Below are 21,155 nucleotides of genomic sequence, written 5' to 3' on the forward strand. Positions count from 1 at the left end.
CGGTCGGGCGACGTCTTTGTGAGAATGGTACCCTCGGCAGGATTTGAACCTGCGGCCTCAGCGTCCGCAGCGCTGCGCTCTATCCCCTGAGCTACGAGGGCACATGCACGCCAGACGGCGATTCACCGTCCAGCATCAGGCGGGGAGGAAGGGATTCGAACCCTTGGTGGAGGTTTTAGCCCCCACAACCGCTTAGCAGGCGGCCCCAATCGTCCACTCTGGCACCTCCCCAGACTGACGCTATAAGGTTGTTCATTCAGGCGGAGGGAGAGGGATTCGAACCCCCGGTGAGGTTGCCCCCACAGCGGTTTTCAAGACCGCCGCCTTCGTCCACTCGGCCATCCCTCCTCGAGGTTGGGGCCCTCCCCCTATGACGGTGCCAGTATACACAAGAGGGGACGAATTGTCAAAAGCGAGCGTTTTTGGAACCATCCCCTGGATAAGCCAAATGCCGGGGCCGCGGGGACCCCGGCATCCGGCAGAAGGGCTCAGAACGATCCCGTCGGGCGGCCGGGATCACCGGATCACCTCCACGCCGCCCATGTAAGGCCGCAACACCTCCGGCACGATCACGGAGCCATCCTTCTGCTGATAGTTCTCCAGGATGGCGATCATCACTCGCGGCAGCGCCAGCCCCGACCCGTTCAACGTGTGCACGAACTCCGGCCTGGCACCCGGCTCCGGCCGATATCGGATGTTCGCCCGCCGCGCCTGGAAATCCATGAAGTTCGAGCAGGAGCTGACCTCCAGCCACTCCCGGCAGCCCGGCGCCCACATCTCCACATCGTACTTGATGGCCGCCGTGAAGCTCAGGTCACCCGTGCACATCTGCACCACGCGATGCGGGATGCCCAAGCGGCGGCACACCTCCTCTGCGTTGTCCACCAGCTTCTCCAGCTCCTCGTCCGAGGTGTGCGGCTCCACGAACTTCACCATCTCCACCTTGTCGAACTGATGCCCCCGCTTGATGCCGCGCACATCCCGCCCGGCCGACATCTTCTCACGCCGCCAACAGGGCGTGTATGCCACGTGATAGATGGGCAGGCTGCCGGGCGGCAGGATCTCGTCCCGATAGAGGTTCGTGACCGGGACCTCCGCCGTGGGGACCCACCAGAGATCGTCCTCCACGTCGTGATAGAGATTGTCCTCGAACTTGGGGAGCTGGCCCGTCCCCACCAGGCACTCCCGCTTGACCACGAAGGGCGGATAGACCTCCGTGTAGCCATGCTCGCTGACGTGCAGGTCGATCATCCAGGTGATCAGAGCGCGCTGCAGGCGGGCGCCCAGCCCCCTGAGCACGTAAAACCGGCTGCCGGAGATCTTCACGCCCCGCTCAAAGTCGATGATCCCCAGGGCCGGCCCCAGGTCCCAGTGAGGGAGGGGCTCAAAGTCGAAGTCCCTCGGCTCCCCCTCCGTGCGGACCACCACGTTGTCGCGCTCGTCCCTGCCCACGGGCACCTTGGGATGTGGCAGGTTGGGGATCTGCAACATGGCATCGTGCAGCTCAGCCTCCACCTGTCGCAGGCGCTGATCCAACTCATTGATCCGCTGGCCGATCTCGCTCATCTCCGCCTTGATGGCCTCGGCCTCCTCCCGCTTTCCCTCTCGCATCAACTGCCCAATCCGCTTGCTGCCGGCGTTACGACGCGCGCGCAGCTCCTCCACCTCCGCCAGCAGGGACCGACGCTCCGCATCCAGCTCCAACACTCGATCGATCGGCGCGTCCTCCGCGCCCAGCTTGCGCATGGCATCTCGAACCATATCCGTCTGTTCCCGGATGATGCGGATGTCCAACATATCGAGACCTCCTCTGCCCTCCGAATGAAAAGCGCCCCTCATCCGACCAGGACGAGAGGCGCTCTCGTGGTGCCACCTGGATTCGCCCCGCGCTCACGCCACGGGACCTCCGCGGGTCTATCCGACCCCATCCGCTAACGGGGATGAACCGGCTCACCATACTGAGCACGCCGCCGTTCCGGTGAGCGACTCGGGAGGGGATTCGAGACGCCTGTGCTACCGCCTTGCACCACCCGGCGGCTCTCTGAAAGCACTACGACGCCCTACTCGTCTCCGTCGTCGTCGTTCTATACTATCCCTTTCTTACGAGCTTCAGTATAGCACGGCGCCGTAGCCATGTCAATCTCGCATCGGCCCTACGGTTGGGAGTATCCATCCCGTTATGTTATAATTTGGTCGGTTTCGCGTTCACCGACACGCACATCAGGTCCTGAGTATGATTCAGACCGGACACGGGTCTTCCACACATCCTATCTGGGGCGTTCTTCTCTGGCTCGTAGTCGGCTGGCTGCTCGCCGGCTGCGGCCAGGTCATCACCCGACCCACCCCCACGCCGACGCCGAAGGTCGCGGTGCCACCGCGAGCCACCCCCCGGCCGACGGCCACCCCGGCTCCTTACACGCCGGAGCCCACCCCCACACCGACGGTCACCCCTACGCCGGTGATCTACGTCGTGCAGCGGGGGGACAACCTGCTTCGCATCGCCGGGCTCTACGGGATCAGCGTGGAGGCCTTACAGGAGGCCAACGGCATCACCGACCCGCGACGACTGCAGATCGGGCAAGAACTGATCATCCCCCAGGAGGAGATCGCGTCGGGCGAGGCCACCCCCACCCCCACACCCACCCCGATGCCCATCGAGATCGAAAACCTGACCTTCCACCGGGCCCCCACAGGGGAGTTGTGGTGTCTGGGTGAGGTGCGCAACATCAATCAGGTGCCTCTGGAGCAGGTGCAGATCGAGATCGTCCTGGTGGATGAGGCGCAGAAGGAGCTGGCGCGGGCCACGACCTTCGTGCAGGCGGACCTGATCGAAGCGGGCAAGCGGGCCCCCTTCGTGGTCCAGTTCGATGGCACCCCGCCGCCGTTCGCCAGCTATCGGATCGGGCCGCTCAGCGCGGTGCCCGCCTACATCGGAAGCTACTACCGCGATCTGGAGGTGCGAGACACGAACGGCCAGGGGGAGCGCTACGCGGCCTATCGGGTGACCGGACGCATCGTCAACGTGGGGCCGGAGGAGGCGGTCGGGGTCAACGTGGTCGTCACCGTTTACGACGCATTGGGGCGCGTGATCGGCGTGCGTCGGGGCGTCCCCAAGCACAACGTGATCCCTCGCGGCGGGGACACCACATTCCGGATCGAGGTCGTGCCCATCGGTGGGCCGGTCGCCACCTATACGGTGCTGGCCCAGGGGCGCCGGCTTCCCACACCAACTCCCATCCTCGGAGACTGAGTGATGGCCATACAGCTCGTTCGTCTGCCGGATACGACGGAGGCGGTGGCCGCGCGGGCGCTGGAGACCCCGTGGCTTTACCGCTTCCTGCGCAAAGTGATCCGCGTGCTCCTGACGCTGCTCTTTCGCGTCGAGATCATCGGGGCCGAACACCTCAACCAGCCGGGGGGGCCGCTGCTGGTCGTCACCAACCATCTGCACTGGCTGGACCCACCCATCGTCTTCGCCATCTTCCCCCTGCGCACCACGGTGTTCGCCGCGGAGAAGTGGAGCACGCATCCCATCATCGGCGACCTATTCCGGCTGGTCGGGAACGCGATCTTCGTCCAGCGGGGCGAGGTGGATCGCCGGGCGCTCGGGAAGGCGCTGGCCGTGCTGAAGGCGGGCGGGGTTCTGGGCATCGCGCCGGAGGGGACCCGCAGCAGAACGGGGAAGCTGCAACGCGGGAAAGGCGGGGCCGCGTATCTGGCCTCCCGGACCGGCGCGCCGATCCTTCCCATCGGCCTCAGCGGCCAGGAGAAGGCGTTTCGAACGCTCCTGTGCCGTCTGCGCCGCCCTACCATCCGAGTCGTCGTGGGAGAGCCCTTCACACTGCCCGGCACGCCCAACCGGGCCAAAGGAGACGAGCTGGACGCGTACACGGACATGATCATGCGCCGCCTGGCGGCGCTTCTCCCCCCGGAGTACCGCGGGGTTTATGGATAGGGACGCCATGCACCCTCGCGTCTGTCCCCTATTGAGGGGGAAAAACCGGCGAAGTGCGCCATTGCTCCGCCCCCATCCCTTCAACCGCTGCCTGATGATGCAGGCGAGGATGGCGCCGCGCCAGGACACCCAGACCCGTTACTGTCTGGGCGGGCGACACGCGCTCTGCCCCCTATACGTCGCCCATGCCCATGGCTCAGCGCCCTCCCCACCCACGCGATCGTGGCCACACCGGATCCTGGCAGCGATCCTCGTCACCATCCTCGTCCTCAGCTCGCTCGCCTGGTATGGATGGAGCCACATGGGAGTGCCTTCCTTCCCCACCCCGGGCACGACGTCCGCGCACCGCATGGCGCTCGCCACCGCCATCGCGCCGATCGCGCTGGCGGCGCCCCCGCGGGTGACCATCCTGCCCGCCTCGTCCCAAACGCCCCCTCCCCAGCGCACACCCTGGCTGACGCCGACGCCTCAGAGGGCGGAGGAGACGGGCGAAGCAGACGCCCTCCCCCCATTTCACCCGGAGACGGCCGAAACCTCAGGGCCTCTCACGGACACACCGCCCACGGACCCGCCCTCCGCAGCACGCGGGACTCCGACCGGCACCCTCACCCCCACCTATACCCCAACGCCAACTCCCCGGGGGCCGGAGCAGGAGGCCACGCCGGTGGCGACGGCGGAGATCAGCTTCATCGCCTTGAATCCCTCGGCCACGCCGACCTCCGTCCACCTCCCCAACGGGGCCGCGCTCCAGCCGGAGGCCACCGCGACGGCCTCTCCCTCTCGCCTTCAGCCCACGGCCTCTCGCCGAGTTCAGGTCGCCACGCCGACGCCTCTGCCGCCTGATCGGATCGTCGCCACGAGCATCGGGCTGGACGCGCCGGTGGTGCCGGTCGGCCAGAGGATGGTGCAGGTGGGCGGGCAAACGGCGGTAATCTGGGACGTGGCCGACTACGCGGCGGGCTGGCACAAGGATTCGGCCCGGCCGGGGCAGCGCGGCAACATCGTCATCTCCGGGCATCACAACATTAAGGGGGAGGTCTTCCGTTACGTGGTGCAGCTGGAGGAGGGCGACGAGATCGTGCTATACGCAGGGGGCCGCCCTTACCGATACGTCGTCCAGCGCAAGATGATCCTGAAGGAGAAGGGAGAGCCCCTGGAGGTGAGGCAGAGGAACGCCCGCTGGATCGCCCCCTCCTCCGACGAGCGGCTGACGCTGGTGACCTGTTGGCCCTACACCAGCAACACCCATCGCGTCATCGTGGTCGCCAAGCCCGTGAGGACCCCGGCGGCCCACCCAACGTCCTCGCTCGACCACCTGACGCCATGAGCACATGACGGGAAACATCCCGCGAGTTTCCCAACGCGGTGGCCCTTTCTCTGGCCCCATAGCGAAGCGCGAGGCTGCCCGCGATCACATCTCCCCGCTGCGATCGCCCGGACGCACCGTCAGCGCCCAGCCGGCGGCGACGAGCCCGAGCAAGATCCAGAGGAACAGCCCGGGCTTGGCTCCCAGGGCGACCGCGTCCGTGAGGCCGTACACGTCATGGGCTACCAACCCCGCCAACGCGCCGGCGGCTGTCCAGCGCATCACCGGCGAGCCCGCGGTGCGGAAGGTCTGGTAAGCCAGCACGATCCCCAGGATCTGAATCGCCAGGAACGCGACCAGGCCGGGTATGCCCAGATCCACCCCCGTCTGCAGAAGCTCATTATGCGCATGGCCGATGTCCTGATCCGGCGGGACCAGGAAAAGCGGATATAAAATGGGAACCACGTATCGGAAGGTCCCCATCCCCATCCCCGTGAACGCGAAATCCTGGATCCCGTAGAGCGCCCGTGACCAGATCTCCACGCGCCCCTTCAAACTGATGCTGGTCACCGTTCCCAACTCAAGGGCATCCTCCCCGCCGCCATCCAGGAGCGCCGTCAGCTCATGGGGACGAACCACGAGGAAGAGGGATAGGATGGCCACACCTCCCAGAACCAGTGCCAGCCTTCCCCACCGCCCGGAGGCCGCGAACAGGAGCGTCCCCACGCCGACCGCGACGCCTATCCACGCGCTGCGGGACTGGGTGAGCAGCAGCACCAGAGCCATGGCCGCCGTCAATGCGGCGAGCAGCAGGCCGGCTGCCACGGTCGAGGGCGCACGGCGACGAGACCACAGCCCTATGGCGACCATCGGCGGGAGGAAGAAGACCCATGTCAGCGCGCCGCCGACCTCGTTCGGGTGAAACCCGCCCTCAGCGCCGGGAAGGCTGTGGATCAGCCGAGGAATCCTGCTCCCGATCTGCTGGAGGGCCGGGACCTTACTCCCCCACTGCGTGCCCACCAACACGAGCCCGGTGAACGCCGCGATCACGGCCAGCAGCCCGAACACGGTGATCTGGAACCGCCCGGAGGTATAGGCGAACCCGACCACGACGTAGAGAGCGGTCACCCCCAGCAGCACGCCGGAGATCTTGGGCAGGCTGACCGTGATATCATACGTGGCGTACAGGCTGACCAACACCATCAGCAGGAGCAGGGCGATGGCGACATCATAGGGGGTACGGCGGAAGAACCGCCCGGTGAACCACCGATTCCCCAGCAGGATAAGGGGCAAAACCAGCAGGGCAAGCGTTCGCCACCCCCCCGGGAACAGGAGGCACGGGGCCGCCAGCCCCAGCAGGAATACAGCAACCCAGGTCCACCAACGCTCACGTCGCATATGACCGCCTGTCTCGCATCGCCCACTCCGGGAGGGGATCCCCCTAGAGCGCGTCTGAAAAACCACCGGTAAGGCGCCTGGAGGGCTCCCTCAACGACCAGCTCCACAGGGGGAGGTGTGAAGGAGGCCTCCCCTCCACGGAAACCCCACTTTTCCGGCCAGCACCTGCCTAGCCTCGACCCATTCCGAAGGACCCAGGCCGAGGCCAGGCAGGTCGAAGGCAGAAGAAGAGCTTTTTCCGGAGAGGCAAATCCCCTCCGGGCCTCCCCATAGCAGAAGCAACGGCGTCTCTCAGACCCGCTCTCAGGCCAAAACCTCTATCGCCGCTTCAACGAACGCTGTGCTATAATTTAAGCGGAGGCCATCTTTTCGTCAACATCCCGTTCACCCAGACCCATCAGACACCCGGGAGGCCACTTTGCGGAGACGTCATGGGTAAAGGCCAGATCGTATTGTCCCACCTCCAGGCGGAGCGAATCCTGCAGGCCAGAGAAAAGGGCCTGCAAGAGATCGAGGTCTCCCCTGACCTGGGCTTGAGCACGGTAACCGCCGTCCTCACCTCCGACGGCGCACGATTCCCACAAGGCGTCCTCCTCACCTGGGACGCGCTCCGGAAGATCCGGAAGACCCCGCAAAGCTGCTTCCAGATCGAGAGCGATGGGATCCGCAAGATCCAGGCCTTCTCCGAGATGACCAACCGTTTCTACAGCCTGATGCCCACCTCAGGCGCGCCCACGCTGCTGATCTCCGGGACCCCCATGCACCGCATCAAAGGGACGGATCCTCACAGGGACACGCTCGCGAAGATCCGGACGATCGCGCCCATCACCGGCCGCGTCCTGGACACGGCCACCGGGCTCGGCTACACGGCCATCGAGGCGGCCAAGACGGCCGAGCACGTCATCACCATCGAGCTCGACCCGACCGTCCTGGAGATCGCCCGGCAGAATCCCTGGTCTCAGGCGCTCTTCGACCATCCCCGGATCACGCAGATCATCGGCGACAGCTTCCAGGAGGTCCAACGATTTGAGGATGCGACGTTCACCCGGATCATCCATGATCCCCCGATGTTCAGCCTGGCCGGGGATCTCTACTCCGCGGAGTTCTATCGACAGCTCTTCCGGATACTCAGACCCGGTGGGCGCCTGTTCCATTACATCGGGGATCTGAACAGCCGTTCGGGGCGCAACGTAGCCAGAGGCGTCATCCGGCGGCTACAAGAGGCCGGATTCCGGCGCGTCACGCGTCGCCCCGAGGCGTTCGGCGTGGTCGCCTATCGGTGACCCGCCGCCAGCGCCGACGACGCCGGACACGGGGCCACCGGAGGCTCCGCACGGGAGGCGGCGGGAAGGGCCGCTCCCCCGCAGCCCTCATGAGGTCAAGCCGTCCGGCAGCCAGGACGCAATACAGGAGGAGAACCAGATGATCATCCACACACGTACACCTGCCCGAGCCGGACTGATCGGCAACCCATCAGACGGGTTCAACGGGGTCACCATCTCCTTCACCTTCGACGCCTTCTGGGCCGAGGTCGCGCTCTGGGAGTCGCCGGAGCTGGAGATCCGCCCCTCGCCCCGCGATGCTACCTGCTTCGCGTCCGTAGAGGACCTGGTACGCAACGTGACCAATTACGGGTACTATGGCGGCATCCGCCTGATCAAGGCGATCATCAAGGTCTTTGTCGACTACTGCCAGTCGCTGGGCATCGACCTGGACAACAAGAACTTCACCATCAGCTATCGATCCAACATCCCCCTGCGCGTGGGGCTGGCGGGCTCCAGCGCCATCATCGCTTCCACGCTCAGGGCGCTCATGCGCTTCTACGGCGTCTCCATCCCCAAGCAGATCATGCCCAACCTGATCCTCAGGGCGGAGACGGAGGAGCTCAAGATCGGGGCCGGCCTCCAGGACCGGGTGGTGCAAACGTACGGCGGCGTCGTCTACATGGACTTCGATCGGGAGCTGATGAGCCGGGGCTTCGGCCACTACGAGAACCTGGACCCGGCACTGCTGCCGCCGCTGTTCATCGCCTATGATGACTCCGCCACCGAGGGGACCGAGGTGTTCCATAACGATGTGCGGGAGCGATACGCCCGGGGCGAGAAGCTGGTGGTGGAGACCATGGAGGCCATCGCGGAGGGGGCGCGACGCTTCCGGGAGGCCATGGAGGCGGGCGATCTCGACGAGATGGAGCGCCTCATCGACCGCAATTTCGCCCTGCGCTCGCAGATCTACCGCATCAGCGAGCTCAATCAGCGGCTCATCCAGGCGGCCCGGGACGCGGGGGCCCGTGCGAAGTTCTGCGGCTCCGGCGGGGCGGTCATCGGCATCTGCCGGGACGATGAGATGTTTCGCCGGTTGCAGAAGAACTACCAGGCCATCGGCGCCACCGTGCTGCGCCCCCGGGTGGTGACCTACGACGAGGAGCCGTGCTGCTGATCTTCTCGCCCACGCCCGAGCGTTTGTCACCCCTTCATCACTGTGCTAGAATATTTTGCTGCTCTCACGCAAAGCGCCGTGTGCAAGGCGCCAGCGAGAGAGGCGGACCTGTCCTACCGCCCCGATCGCGACGTCCATCCCCCATCTTTCGGAGAGGAACCAGGGGCGGGATCATGCGAAGGACGGGCCCGGCGGATCATGGAGCATCCGACGAGGCACAGGCGCACCGGGTTTCCCCGGCGCAGGCGGACCCCGCCTGGGGCATGCCACGGCAGGACGAGAGGCGGATCTCACCCCAGGGTGTACATCCATGGCCCGCAGCCTGGTAACCCATATATCCGAAGGGACGGTCTTTCATCTTCATGCGAGCGCTGAGGTACATAGCCAGCATCATCATCGTTGCGCTCATCCCGTTGCTCACCTTCGCGGCCGGGTTCGGCGCTCATTGGTACCTGACGCGGGATCGAAGCCCAGAGGCGACCGAGGACTTTCAGGTCTTCTGGGAGGCCTGGCACATCCTGGAACAGTCCTATCTGGGTGAGGACCCGCCGGTCAAGCAGCGCGTCTACGGCGCCATCCGCGGCCTGGTGGACGCCTATCAAGACCCTTACACGGTCTTCGTCGAGCCACAGCCCCGCCAGAGGGAACGAGAGGAGCTGCGGGGCGAGTTCGGGGGCATTGGCGCCTGGATCATCCGGGAGGACGACGGCACATACACGCTGCGCCCCATGCAGGACAAGCCGGCCCAGCGCGCCGGGATCCAAGAGGGGGACGTCCTCGTCGCCGTGGACGGGCACGAGATCACCCCCGATATGTCCCTGGACGACGTGGTCAGCCTGATCCGTGGGCCGGTCGGAACCATCGTGCGCATCCAGGTGCGCCGCGCCGGGGTGGACGACGTGCTCACGTTCGAGGTCGAACGGGCCCGCATTGAAACGCCCAGCGTGGAGTGGCGCATCTTGGACGCGCCGCCCCACACGGGGTATATCCGGCTCTCCATCTTCAGCGAGCGCACGGCCGATGAGCTGACCGACGCCCTGGAGGATCTGACAGGACAGGGCGTCACCCAACTGGTGCTGGATCTGCGACACAACAGCGGTGGCCTGCTGGATGCCGCGATCGACGTCGCCAGCACGTTCCTGCGAGATGGCGTAGTGCTCTACGAGCAACGCGCCGGGAACGAGGAGAAGACGTACGAGGTGCGCAGCCGACCGATCGTATTCGACGGCCCGATGGTCGTCCTGGTGAACGGGGCCACCGCCAGCGCGTCGGAGATCGTGGCCGGAGCGCTGCAAGATCACGGCCGGGCGAAGCTGTTTGGAGAGAAGACATTCGGGAAGGGATCGGTACAGCTGGTGCACGATCTATCGGACGGCTCCTCGCTGCATGTGACCTCGGCCCGGTGGCTGACGCCCAAGCGGCGCCAGATCGATGGGCAGGGGTTGGAGCCGGACTTCCCGGTGGAGATCACGGAGGAGGATCAACAGGCAGGACGTGACCCCGTGCTGCAACGAGCGCTCAAGTGGTTAAGCGCTCTCCCTCAGGCGCAAAAGTAAGCGGAAGGCAGGGACACGGCCGCTATATCTTGATATGAGAGGATACGAGATGGACGCTTCTGGATCAAATCGCATACTGAAATGGCTGATCGCATCCGTCCTGGCGCTCAGCCTGACGGGCTCCGCCTTTATCGTGGGCTTTGGCGTGGGATTTGGCACGGGACGGTGGACAGCCCCCGCCCCTGCGGAGGCCAGCGTCTCATTGGCCACGCCGGTCTGGCACGTGACGCCGCTGCCCACGGCGACCCCGCGCCCACAGGTCAAGGAACCGGATACGGAAGGGTTGTGTCCATCCCCCGACGGGGAAGAGGGAAGGCTGGATCGCCTGCCCGAAGAGCCGAAGGAGTTTCGGGTCTTCTGGGAGGCTATGCAGGCGCTTCAAGAGGATTACTACGGCGAGCTGCCGGACAATCAGGAGATGACCTACGGCGCTATCCGCGGGGTGCTGGAGCTCCTGGATGACGAGAACACCTCTCTGCTCGATCCCCAATCGGCTCAGTTCTTCAGCTCGGACCTGTCCGGCAGCTTCGAGGGGATCGGGGCCCGGGTCGACCTGGCCCCCGGGGGCGGCGTGCGCGTCGTGGAGCCATTCGAGGGCCAACCCGCCTACAAGGCCGGCATCCGGCGGGGAGACATCATCATCAAGGTGGATGGCAAGGACGTGACCAACATGTCGCTCAGCGACGCCATCCAGCTCATTCGCGGCCCCAAGGGCACGACGGTTCGGCTGCTCATCAAACGGCCGGGCGAGCCGGACCTCATCGAGGTGAAGGTGGTCCGTGATCGCATCGAGATCCCCGTCATCGAGTATAAGATGCGGGACGATGGGATCGCCTACCTGAAGCTGAGCGAGTTCAACAGCCGGGCCCCGGATCTGGTACGCCAGGCGTTGCGGGAGCTGTTGCGGCAAAAACCCAAGGGGCTGATCCTGGATCTGCGCGGCAACCCGGGCGGCCTGCTGGATTCCGCCGTGGAGATCGGCAGCCAGTTCGTCGGCGAGGGTGACATCCTCATCGAGCGCTTCAAGGACGGACGCGAGCGCGCCTACCCGGCCCGCCGGGGCGGCCTGGCGACCGAGATCCCGCTGGTCGTGCTGGTGAACGACGGCAGCGCCAGCGCGTCGGAGATCGTGGCGGGCGCCATCCAGGACGCCGGCCGCGGGCCTCTGATCGGCGTCACCACCTTTGGGAAGGGGTCGGTGCAGGTGCCCCACTACCTGAGCGATGGCTCGCTGCTCCGCGTGACCACGGCCCGCTGGTTCACCCCTAAGGGACGCGGCATCGACGGCAAGGGGCTGAAGCCGGACATCGAGGTGGAGCGCACGCTGGAGGATCGGGCGGCCGGGCGTGACCCCCAGCTCGACCGGGCTGTGGAATACCTGCTCACGGGCAAGTGAGGAAACCGCCCTACCGGAGAAACGATGGCAGCGATTAAGACGATCGCCACGAACCGCAAAGCCTATCACGATTACCACATCGAGGAGACCATCGAGGCGGGCATCGTGCTCACCGGCACGGAGATCAAATCCATCCGCCAGGGGAAGGTGAACCTGCGCGATGGGTTCGCCATCATCCGTGACGGCGAGGTATGGCTGCTCAACGTGCACATCGCGCCCTACGAGGGTGGCAACCGGATGAATCACGAGCCCCGGCGGGAGCGAAAGCTGCTCCTGCATCGGCGGGAGATCAACCGGCTGGCCAGTCGCGTGCAGGAGAGGGGGTGGACGCTGGTGCCGCTGCGGCTATACCTGAAGGACAACATCGCCAAGGTGGAGCTGGCGTTGGTGCGTGGGAAGCGACAATACGATAAGCGCCAGGCCATCGCCAAGCGGGAGGCGGAGCGCGAGATACGCCGAACGGCGAAGCAGATGGCTCGCGAATACTGACCGGCGCGTGAGCGCAGATCGCAACGATCGTGAACGGGAAAGGCCGGGCTCGTCGCCCGGCCTTTTCGCGTCCATATCCCCGGCCCATCACCCATCGGGGAGTCGATTCTCCTGAGCGATGCGCCCGGGTCCGCTCACCTCGCCCATCGTTCCCGCAGGAAGTGAGCCGCCATCTTGGGGCGGCGATCACGGGTGAAGACCCCCTTCAGGTTCAACCCGCCCGCCCGCCGCGTCGATTGGGGCGTCTTGAAATCGGCGAAATTCCAGATGTGCATCCCCACGACGAAGGGGCGCTCGGCGGCCACGTCCAGGTAACGCCGGAGCATCTCCACCTGATATTCCTCGCTCCACATCTCCGGCGGGTCGCTGTGCAGGCCGGCGATGGTGTCGGCCCCGAACTCGGTGAGGATGATGGGCTTGCCCAACTTCCCATGGAGGCCATCCAGCGTCTGTCTCAATACCTCGGCCGCCTCGTCCAGCCTTCCTCCCTGCGCGTACCACCCCCAGTACAGATTGATGCACACCACATCGGAGAGGGCCATCCACTCCGCCGGTCCCCCCATGAGGCTGGCGAACACGGCCGGGCGCGTGGGGTCGAGCTCTCGCGCCAGGCTCAACAGCTCGGACAGGAAGGCGGCTCCCAAGGCGTCCTTCTCCCGATCCACATCCCCGCCCAGGAACCGCCGGATCATGTCCGACGGCATGGGCTCATTGGCCACGCTCCACATGATCACGCTGGGATGATTCTTATCCCGCGCGATCAACTCCCGGAGCTGCTGTCGGCACACAGCCAACCTCTCTTGAACGTTCCCCCCGCCATCCTCAAAGAACAAGCCCACGCCGGGCGTCTCGTCGATGACGAGGATGCCCTCCCGGTCGGCCATGAACATGGCCTCCTCCGAGTAAGGGTAATGGGACGTGCGATAGGAATTGGCCCCCACCCACTTGAGTAGCGCGTAGTCCTTGACGATGAGCGGCATGTTCAGCCCGCGGCCGTGGATGGGGAAGTCCTCATGTTTGCCAAACCCCTTCAGAAAGATCGGCCGACCGTTCAGCAGGAGTTGGTCGCCCTCCACCCGGATCGTGCGGATGCCGATGTCCAGACGGTAACGGTCCACAACCTGCTCTCCCCGGGTGAGGAGGACGGTCAGATCGTGGAGATAGGGATCGTCCGGGCTCCACAGGCGGGCACGGGGGACGCGTAGCGTCGTTTGGGCCGCCCCCGCGGTGAAAACGAGCGGGATCTCGAGATCTCCCTCCGCCCCGCGCAGGATCACCCTCCCCTCGCCATCCTCGCCATCGCCCCGGGTCACGGCGACGTGCACCAGCCCATCCTCCCCCTCGATCTCGGTCACCACGGTTACGTCCTCGATGTGGGCCGACGGCACGGTGTACAGGACCACGGGCCGGTGCAGCCCGGCGTAAGGGAAGAAGTCGAAGTGCGTGCTGGGGTATCCCCCCAAGAACTCGCCGATGGGGCCGCTCGCCACGTTGCCCGGCGGCACCCGGGTGGGCATCAGTTTGCCCTCCACAGCGACGGCGATCACGTTGGGCTCGCCCCACCGGACCTGCTCGGTGATCTCGAAGGCGAAGGGAAGATGGCCGCCTTGATGCTCGCCCAGAAACTCTCCATTGATCCAGACCCGGGCCGCGTAATTGGCCGAGCCCACGCGCAGGAAAATGCGCTGTCCCTTCCACTCGCGGGGGATGTAGGTCTCACGCAGGTACCAGGCCAGTCCCAGATAGTCTCGCGTGTCCTGGAACTGCTCGTTCCAGCTTCCGGGGACGGCGATCACGCGCGGGGCGGGCAACCCATGGAACCATCCCTCCCGCTCGCCCACCCCCTCCGGGTCCAGCTTGAACGCCCAGAGGCCGGACAGATCGAGTACGTTGCGAACGTCGTTCTGTTGAGGATACAGCATGTACCTATCTCCTTCGCCGGTCTTGTCCGTGAAACAGCTTGGACGCACAGGGCCTTCGCATGGCCCCGCGCGTCCAAGGCCATCATCCCGATATACAGGCATCCCCTCCTACGCCTGGACAGCCGATCGCTCCACCTCCTCCGCGGCGATCCTCGCCCACTCCCACAACCGCTGCGGCTCGTACCGCACGGTGGAGATGTCCTTCATGATCACCTCCACGGCACAGCCGCGCATTTTCTCCAGCGCCTGGCGCAACTCCCGGCGGGCCAGATCGGGATCCCACACGTCCGAGGCCAGCACCGCGGGGTTCGGTTTGTAGGACAGGACGTAATCACGGCCGATCTCTCGCACGGCCGTCTCCACATCGGCCCAAGGGCTGATGGAGATCTTGCGCAGGTTCGGGATGCTCCTGAGGATGTGGATCTTGTGGTGCAGTGGCTCGCAACAGCCGTAGTAGGCCAGGCCGAACCGCTCTAGCCAGCGCCGCTCGTACCTGAGGGCGAACTCCTCATGCATCTCCGGCGAGACGCCCACGAAGATCTGCGCCGTGGCGCACCCCCAAAGGTCTGCGGCCCGCACGTGTCCCGGATCGAAGTCGGCCTGGGGCAGCTCGGCCGTATACCCGTACCCTCCGGAGCCGACGCGAACGTTCGTGTTGTTCAACGACAGGAGCCCCTGCCGCTCCAACTGCTCCAGCCGCTCGAGATGTGCGCTGACCAGGCGGTCCATCGCCGCATGAACGAGCTCCGGCCGCTCGACCAGGTCCATGAGCGCCTCGTGCACGCCCCACCAGGTGACCAACTGATCCCACGGGGCGAACCACATCCCGGGCACGCCACGCTTCTCCACCTCCAGGATCCCATCGAAGATATCCATCATCGCCTGGTAGCGGCATTCGCTGGCCTCGGCATCGTGCGTGACCACAGGCGCCTGGATCTTCTCCAGATCCCCCTCGTCTCGGATCTGGGGATGGAATCGACGGGAGGCGACCCCCTCAGCGTCCGCATAGATCCGGTCGGACTCCTCTTGGATCCCAAAGCCGCTCTCGTGGATGACAAGGGGAGCGTAGAGCTTTCGCTCGACGACCATATCGCCGGGCATGTGCTCCCACTGGTAGATCGTCCGACGGAGCTGAACCTCCAGCTCCCGCGCCCAGGGATGGCTCGTCTCCGGCCGCAGCTCCCCGTCCACATCCATCTCGTGCCATGGGATCTCGTTGATCCAGACCACGGGCCTGACCGGATCCAGATCGTTGACGCGACGCCACAGCTCCACCCGCTCCTGCTGAACGGGCAGCTCGGCGATCTCGGCGATCCGCCCCGCGAGCCGACGCAAGACCGCTCTATCCGTTTCCGGAACGTCTAGGGCATACATGTGTCCCCCCATCTCCAGCTCCCCTCACCCTCGATCAGCCAAGGGCCCAGCCCACCGAGCCCACACATGATGTCCATTTCGCCTCACCGCCGGACGGGGTCAGAACGCCCCTCAGGAGACGTCTCGGCCATCCCTTTTGGCTCCCCCGCCCCATCCAGGCGATCCACGCGCCCGGCCCCGCAGATCCTCCGCGTGACCCGGGGATCGCCATAGTAGGCGACGTTCCCCCCACCGGACACGAGCACGTCCATCTCCTCACGCGCCCGGACGACCGCCCGCCCCGGGCCGTGCACCCGGACCTCGGCGACCCGGCTGTCCAACCCGGCCCCATCGCAGCGGCCCGCCCCGCTGACGCGCACCTCCAGGCGATCGACCCGGCCCGAGAGGCGCGCCACCCCCGGCCCGTTCACCCGCACCACCAGGCGCTCCACGTCGATGCCCTCCAGGTCCACCGTCTCCGCCCCGTTGACCACGATTTCCAGCCGCGCCTCATCGGCATCCGGGGCCTCGCCCGCCGCCGAACGGCCCCCATCGGCAGGTTCATCCGAGGCCAGGGCGGGCACGGCCGCGGCGGGACGCGCCACCTCCGGGATCTCCTCGTCCGGGAACTGCTTGCGATACATCTCGTAATAGGCGCCGCGACGCGCCAGCAGCTCCTCATGCGTGCCGCGCTCCACGATGCGGCCGTCCACGATCATCAGCACCTGGTCGGCGTTGCGAATGGTGCTCAGCCGGTGGGCGATGACGAAGCTGGTCCGCCCGCGCAACAGGCGGTCCAACGCCCGCTGGATCAGCATCTCCGTGCGGGTGTCCACGTTGGAAGTCGCCTCGTCCAGGATGAGGATACGGGGGTCGGCCAGTACCGCGCGAGCGAAAGCGATGAGCTGTCGCTGTCCCTGGGAGAAGTTGGAGCCCCGCTCCTGCACGCGAGTCTGATACCCATCCGGCAGCCGGGAGATGAAGTCGTGGGCGTTGACCAGCCGGGCGGCCGCCTCCACCTCCTCATCCGTCGCGTCCAGCCGCCCATAGCGGATATTATCCGCCACCGTGCCCGAGAAGAGGAACGTATCCTGGAGGACGATCCCCATCTGGCGACGCATGCTGGCCTGCCTCACCCGACGTACATCCATGCCATCGATGAGCACCGCGCCGTCCCACACGTCATAGAAGCGCATGAGCAGGTTGACGATGCTGGTCTTGCCCGCGCCCGTCGGCCCGACCAACGCCAACGTCTGCCCGGGCCTGGCCTCCAGGCAGATATCGTGCAGCACCTCCTCGCCGGGCTTGTAGCCGAAGTACACGTGATCGAACACCACATGCCCTCGGATCGGGGGCATCTCGATGGCATCCGGCGCGTCCTGGATCTCGGGACGCTCATCCAGCAGGTGGAAGATGCGCTCCGCCCCGGCCAGGGCCGACTGCATCGTGGTGTAAAGCTGGGAGATCGATCGGATCGGCATGAAGAAGCGCTGCACGTATCCCAGAAAGGCCACGATCAGGCCGACGGAAGCCTGCCCCTGCACGGCCAGATAGCCCCCATATCCGGCCACGATGGCCATCGCGATGGCGCTCAGCAGGTCCACCGCGGGCGTGAAGGCGGCCGTGATGGTCCGGGCGTAGATGTTGGCATCCCGGTTGGCCGCGTTCAGCTCGTAGAACCGCCGGAGGTTGGCCTGCTCCCGGGCGAACGCCTGCACCTCCCGCACGCCGGAGATGTTCTCCTCCAGCTCCGCGGAGACGGCCCCGATCCTCTCCCGCGTGCGACGAAACGCCACCCGCGCCCGGCGGGCGAAGTAGAGTGTCGTCACGACCATGAAGGGGATGACCGAAAAGGAGACCAGGGCCAGCCGGGTCTGCATGCGCAACATCACCACGATGATCCCCACCAGGGACAGCGAGTTGATCACCGTGCGGTTCAGCCCATTGCTCAGGAACTGGTTGATGGTGTCCGTATCATTGACCAAACGGCTCATCAGATCGCCGGCGTCATGGGTGTCGAAGTAGCGGATCGAGAGCCGCTGAATCTGCTCGAAGATATCATCCCGCAGACGCTGCAGGGTGCGCTGGGCCACCACCGCCATGGTGTAGTTGCTCAACGCGTTGAAGACATACCCGGCCAGGATCGTCCCGGCGAGCATCCCCATGGTCACCGCCAGCCCGTGGCGATCCCCCCGGGCGATGAACTGATCGATAGCCCTGCCGACCAGATAGGGGGCGGCCAGAGGCGTTAACGAGGCGCCTACCGTGGCGATGGTCACCAGCAGCAACGTCAGCCGATGCGGCCACAGATAAGCGAAAAGCCGCCGCGCCGCCTGGCGACGATTCCTGGCCTTCTCCGGCGTGCGGGCCAGCCCCCGCAAACCACCATGAAACATCAATCCACCCCTCTGAACCGCGCTGCATCGGCCGCGGTCTGGGCCTCCCGAAGGGCGCCGTTGCCATCCCCGGGAACGGTCACCCCGGTGAACCACCTGGACCGCTGACCGCCCAGTTGCAGATAATAGATCTCCGCGTAGATGGGGCTGATCTCCAACAGCTCCTCATGCCGTCCCTGAGCCACCAGCCGCCCGCGATCCAACACCAGGATGCGGTCCGCCCGCCGGACGGTGCTCACCCGCTGCGCGATGATGAAGGAGGTGCGCCCCTCCATGAGGCGCTCCAACGCCCGCTGGATGCGCGCCTCCGTCTCCACATCGACGCTGGAGGTGTAGTCATCCAGGATCAGGATGCGCGGGTTCGTCAGCAGCGCCCGGGCGATGGCGATCCGCTGCTTCTGCCCACCCGAGAGCCCCACGCCTCGCTCGCCCACGCGGGTCTCATATCCATCCGGGAAGCCCACGATGAACTCGTGCGCCTCGGCTGCCCGGGCGGCGGCGATGATCTCGTCCATGCTGGCATCCGGCCGACCGAACGCGATATTCTCCCGGATGGTGCCCGTGAACAGGTTCGTCTCCTGCAACACGATGCCGATCTGCGAGCGCAGGCTGTGCAACGTCACATCGCGCACGTCGTAACCGTCGATGCGGACCGCGCCGGACTTGACATCATAGAAGCGCGGGATCAGGTTGATGATCGTCGTCTTGCCCGAGCCCGTCTCGCCCAGCAAGGCCACCGTCTCGCCCGGCTCGACCACGAAGGAGACATCCTTCAGGGCATCCTCGCTGGCGCCAATGTAGCGGAAGTACACGTGATCGAACTCCACGCGCCCCCGGACGGGAGGCAACTCGATGGCATCCGGGCGCTCCTTCACCTCCGTCTCCGCATCCAGGATCTCGAAGATGCGTCGGGCCGAAGCCCCCGCCCGGGTCATCATGCCCAGGATCATGCCCAGGAAGAAGAGCGGCAGGGTGAGCATGGCCAGATAGGTGTTGAAGGCCACCAGCTCGCCCAGGGTAAGCCGATTGTCGATGACGCGCAGCCCGCCCACCCAGATCACGATCAGGGTACCGATACCGCCCAGGGTGAAGATGAGCGGGATGCTGAACCCCATAATACGCGCCACATACAGGTTCTCCTCCAGCAGATCCAGGTTGGCCGCCTTGAACCGCTGGATCTCATACGGCTCCCGGGCGAACGCCCGCACCACCCGGGCCCCGGCCAGATTCTCCTGCAAGATGGTGTTGAGGTTCCCCAGCTTCTGCTGGATGATCATGAAGTGCGGCATGACCTTGCGCAGCACGATCACCATGATCACGAGCGCGATGGGAACGATGGTGAGGGACATCAGGGCGAGCCGCCAGTCCAGCAGGATCAGCAGTGTCATCGTGCCCATGAACATGATCAGCGTGTTCAGAAGCTGCGGGAATCCCATGCCGACGAACATGCGCACGATGTCCACATCATTGGTCGCTCGCGTCATCAACTGGCCCGTCTGCGCCCGATCGTGGTAGCTAAAGGAGAGGGACTGGAGCTTGGTGTAGATCTCCTGCCGCAGGTCGAAGGCCACGCCCTGGGACGCCCTCTCGGCCAGGTACCCCTGGAGGAAGGTGAAGAGGCCGCGCACGACCGCCAGGCCCACCAGCCCCATGGCCATGCCGTAGATGAGTCGCAGGTCCCCGGCCTTGATGCCTCGATCGACCAGGATCTGTAGCAGGCGAGGCATGGCCAGGTTTCCGACGGTGGCCAGCAACAGGCTGAGCCACGCCCCCAACGCCGTCAACCAGTACGGCCGTAAATAGCCGAGCGACCGCCAGATATCTCGCGTCATGCCCGGCCGGCCGGATCCATGCTCCATGCCGCTACCTCCGCGCCATCATGCCGTGCAGGAAGAGATCGACCAACTGCTCCACCTGCTGCTCGGTGAAGCGCTCCTGCTGATCATGAAAGCGCAGCGTGCCCAGCAGGCCGATGAACGCCCGAGCGGCCAGCTCCGGATCCACAGAGCGCAACACGCCGCGCTCCTGCCCCGTGCGGATCACACTGACTACAGCCCCCAGCACGTTCTGGTGGAAGTAATCGCGCAGCGCGTGGGCCCGCTCCTTCCCGAGCTGGCGCATCGCCTCGGCGAAGACGTGAGCCGTATCCTGCCGAAACCGGAGGTGTTCGGCGTAGACGCGCGCCACCGCCGCCAATTGATTCAGAGGATCATCGCCGGCCGCGGCCGCCTCCTCGCGCATGGTCTGCGCCAGGCGCTCCGAGTGACGAATGGCCACCTGGTAGAACAGGTCCGCCTTATTGCTGAAGTGATAGTACAGGGCGGCATTGGTCATGCCGCATGCCCTGGCCAGCTCCCGAATGGAAACGCCCCGATACCCGCGCTCCCCAAACAGGCGCTCCGCCTCCCGGATAATCCGCTCCCTTCCGTCAAGCGTCTCCGATGTCGCTTCCGCCAACCGACACCTCCCCCGCTATTCACGGTAGGGCGGGTTTCTTACCCGCCATCTTGCGGCCGGTATGGAAACCGGTCCTGCTTTGAGGGACAGCACTACGGTCACCATCGATCCGCCTCCTGGGGAGGCCTGGAGGGGCAAGCCCCTCCAGAGAACATTCTTCTTTTTGCCTCTTGCCTGCCTGGGCCCGGCCTGAATTCCCATCGGGGCCGGGAATGGCAGGCCAAGGGCAGGAAAAGGGTCTCTTTTGGCGGAGGGAGGGCCCTCCGCACCTCCCCGGTTTCCGGAGCGAAAGCTCTTTCCCTATGACCACGGTTAAGTGCAGCGCTACCGATACACCATCCTATTCACTGAACGTTCGGTAAGTGCGCCCATAGGATAACCGAACCTCACCGAATGCGCAAGGGGAAACGCCCGTTGTAGTAAGCAGAGGAGCTCCCTTGCATCGAAATGCCAATCGCTTCTGCTATGGGGAGGCCCGGAGGCGCTTC

Annotated in this window: 15 protein-coding genes, 3 tRNA genes and 1 other annotated feature; of the genes, 8 read left to right on the forward strand and 10 right to left on the reverse strand. The window is 65.6% G+C overall.

Annotated elements, in window-relative coordinates; all coding sequences use genetic code 11:
• Positions 1–25 precede the first annotated feature (25 nt).
• From GXP39_17035 to serS, 4 genes are all read right to left on the reverse strand, one after another.
• A tRNA-Arg gene (locus GXP39_17035) sits at positions 26–101 on the reverse strand.
• A 39-nt stretch (positions 102–140) separates the two neighbouring features.
• Positions 141–231 (reverse strand) — tRNA-Ser (locus tag GXP39_17040).
• A 30-nt stretch (positions 232–261) separates the two neighbouring features.
• Positions 262–348 (reverse strand) — tRNA-Ser (locus GXP39_17045).
• Between the two features lie 168 nt (positions 349–516).
• A complete protein-coding gene (gene serS / locus GXP39_17050; GenBank protein ID NOZ29737.1) occupies positions 517–1,797 on the reverse strand; it encodes a serine--tRNA ligase in 1,281 nt (426 codons plus the stop codon).
• 44 nt (positions 1,798–1,841) lie between these two features.
• Positions 1,842–2,086, reverse strand: a binding site (T-box leader).
• A 147-nt stretch (positions 2,087–2,233) separates the two neighbouring features.
• Between serS and GXP39_17055 the strand changes: the two genes are divergently transcribed.
• From GXP39_17055 to GXP39_17065, 3 genes are all read left to right on the forward strand, one after another.
• Entirely contained in the window at positions 2,234–3,250 is a 1,017-nt protein-coding gene (locus GXP39_17055; protein NOZ29738.1) for a LysM peptidoglycan-binding domain-containing protein, read from the forward strand.
• A gap of 3 nt (positions 3,251–3,253) precedes the next feature.
• Positions 3,254–3,955: a 1-acyl-sn-glycerol-3-phosphate acyltransferase gene (locus tag GXP39_17060; protein ID NOZ29739.1), complete on the forward strand. Its 702-nt coding sequence runs from the start codon at positions 3,254–3,256 to the stop codon at positions 3,953–3,955.
• Between the two features lie 109 nt (positions 3,956–4,064).
• Entirely contained in the window at positions 4,065–5,282 is a 1,218-nt protein-coding gene (locus GXP39_17065; protein ID NOZ29740.1) for a sortase, read from the forward strand.
• An 84-nt stretch (positions 5,283–5,366) separates the two neighbouring features.
• On the opposite strand, the gene GXP39_17070 is transcribed toward GXP39_17065, so the two are convergent.
• Positions 5,367–6,659 carry an O-antigen ligase family protein gene (locus tag GXP39_17070; protein ID NOZ29741.1) on the reverse strand — a complete coding sequence of 431 codons (1,293 nt, stop codon included), beginning with the start codon at positions 6,657–6,659 and terminating at the stop codon, positions 5,367–5,369.
• Positions 6,660–7,090: 431 nt separating this feature from the next.
• On the opposite strand from GXP39_17070, the gene GXP39_17075 reads away from it, so the two are divergent.
• From GXP39_17075 to smpB, 5 genes are all read left to right on the forward strand, one after another.
• The gene (locus tag GXP39_17075; protein ID NOZ29742.1) at positions 7,091–7,942 is read left to right on the forward strand and encodes a methyltransferase domain-containing protein; all 852 of its coding nucleotides are present in this window, start codon (positions 7,091–7,093) and stop codon (positions 7,940–7,942) included.
• Between the two features lie 139 nt (positions 7,943–8,081).
• Positions 8,082–9,098, forward strand: a complete 1,017-nt coding sequence (locus GXP39_17080) for a GHMP kinase (protein NOZ29743.1) — start codon at positions 8,082–8,084, stop codon at positions 9,096–9,098.
• Between the two features lie 362 nt (positions 9,099–9,460).
• The gene (locus GXP39_17085; GenBank protein ID NOZ29744.1) at positions 9,461–10,654 is read left to right on the forward strand and encodes a S41 family peptidase; all 1,194 of its coding nucleotides are present in this window, start codon (positions 9,461–9,463) and stop codon (positions 10,652–10,654) included.
• Between the two features lie 49 nt (positions 10,655–10,703).
• Complete coding sequence (locus GXP39_17090; protein NOZ29745.1) at positions 10,704–12,050, forward strand: PDZ domain-containing protein; 1,347 nt, start codon at positions 10,704–10,706, stop codon at positions 12,048–12,050.
• Positions 12,051–12,074: 24 nt separating this feature from the next.
• Complete coding sequence (gene smpB / locus GXP39_17095) at positions 12,075–12,539, forward strand: SsrA-binding protein SmpB (GenBank protein NOZ29746.1); 465 nt, start codon at positions 12,075–12,077, stop codon at positions 12,537–12,539.
• Positions 12,540–12,673: 134 nt separating this feature from the next.
• On the opposite strand, the gene uidA is transcribed toward smpB, so the two are convergent.
• From uidA to GXP39_17120, 5 genes are all read right to left on the reverse strand, one after another.
• Positions 12,674–14,461 (reverse strand): beta-glucuronidase, encoded by a 1,788-nt coding sequence (gene uidA, locus GXP39_17100; GenBank protein NOZ29747.1) that lies wholly within the window; start codon positions 14,459–14,461, stop codon positions 12,674–12,676.
• Between the two features lie 108 nt (positions 14,462–14,569).
• Positions 14,570–15,835, reverse strand: coding sequence for a hypothetical protein (locus GXP39_17105; protein NOZ29748.1), 1,266 nt, complete (start codon positions 15,833–15,835; stop codon positions 14,570–14,572).
• An 83-nt stretch (positions 15,836–15,918) separates the two neighbouring features.
• A complete protein-coding gene (locus GXP39_17110; GenBank protein ID NOZ29749.1) occupies positions 15,919–18,210 on the reverse strand; it encodes an ATP-binding cassette domain-containing protein in 2,292 nt (763 codons plus the stop codon).
• Positions 18,210–20,069, reverse strand: a complete 1,860-nt coding sequence (locus tag GXP39_17115) for an ABC transporter ATP-binding protein (GenBank protein ID NOZ29750.1) — start codon at positions 20,067–20,069, stop codon at positions 18,210–18,212. The genes GXP39_17110 and GXP39_17115 overlap by 1 nt, the downstream gene beginning before the upstream one ends.
• Positions 20,070–20,073: 4 nt before the next feature.
• Positions 20,074–20,667, reverse strand: coding sequence for a TetR/AcrR family transcriptional regulator (locus GXP39_17120; protein NOZ29751.1), 594 nt, complete (start codon positions 20,665–20,667; stop codon positions 20,074–20,076).
• Positions 20,668–21,155: the final 488 nt, after the last annotated feature.

This window comes from Chloroflexota bacterium, from assembly GCA_013152435.1.
GTDB lineage: Bacteria > Chloroflexota > Anaerolineae > DUEN01 > DUEN01 > DUEN01.

Bases quoted from the DNA above. Each gene is read 5' to 3' on its own strand.
- GXP39_17090 (NOZ29745.1), top strand. From the start codon at position 10,704: ATGGACGCTTCTGGATCAAATCGCATACTGAAATGGCTGATCGCATCC.
- GXP39_17085 (NOZ29744.1), top strand. From the start codon at position 9,461: ATGCGAGCGCTGAGGTACATAGCCAGCATCATCATCGTTGCGCTCATC.
- GXP39_17070 (NOZ29741.1), bottom strand. From the start codon at position 6,659: ATGCGACGTGAGCGTTGGTGGACCTGGGTTGCTGTATTCCTGCTGGGG.
- GXP39_17055 (NOZ29738.1), top strand. From the start codon at position 2,234: ATGATTCAGACCGGACACGGGTCTTCCACACATCCTATCTGGGGCGTT.
- serS (NOZ29737.1), bottom strand. From the start codon at position 1,797: ATGTTGGACATCCGCATCATCCGGGAACAGACGGATATGGTTCGAGAT.
- GXP39_17075 (NOZ29742.1), top strand. From the start codon at position 7,091: ATGGGTAAAGGCCAGATCGTATTGTCCCACCTCCAGGCGGAGCGAATC.
- GXP39_17115 (NOZ29750.1), bottom strand. From the start codon at position 20,069: ATGGAGCATGGATCCGGCCGGCCGGGCATGACGCGAGATATCTGGCGG.
- GXP39_17060 (NOZ29739.1), top strand. From the start codon at position 3,254: ATGGCCATACAGCTCGTTCGTCTGCCGGATACGACGGAGGCGGTGGCC.
- GXP39_17110 (NOZ29749.1), bottom strand. From the start codon at position 18,210: ATGTTTCATGGTGGTTTGCGGGGGCTGGCCCGCACGCCGGAGAAGGCC.
- GXP39_17065 (NOZ29740.1), top strand. From the start codon at position 4,065: ATGGCGCCGCGCCAGGACACCCAGACCCGTTACTGTCTGGGCGGGCGA.
- GXP39_17105 (NOZ29748.1), bottom strand. From the start codon at position 15,835: ATGTATGCCCTAGACGTTCCGGAAACGGATAGAGCGGTCTTGCGTCGG.
- uidA (NOZ29747.1), bottom strand. From the start codon at position 14,461: ATGCTGTATCCTCAACAGAACGACGTTCGCAACGTACTCGATCTGTCC.
- smpB (NOZ29746.1), top strand. From the start codon at position 12,075: ATGGCAGCGATTAAGACGATCGCCACGAACCGCAAAGCCTATCACGAT.
- GXP39_17080 (NOZ29743.1), top strand. From the start codon at position 8,082: ATGATCATCCACACACGTACACCTGCCCGAGCCGGACTGATCGGCAAC.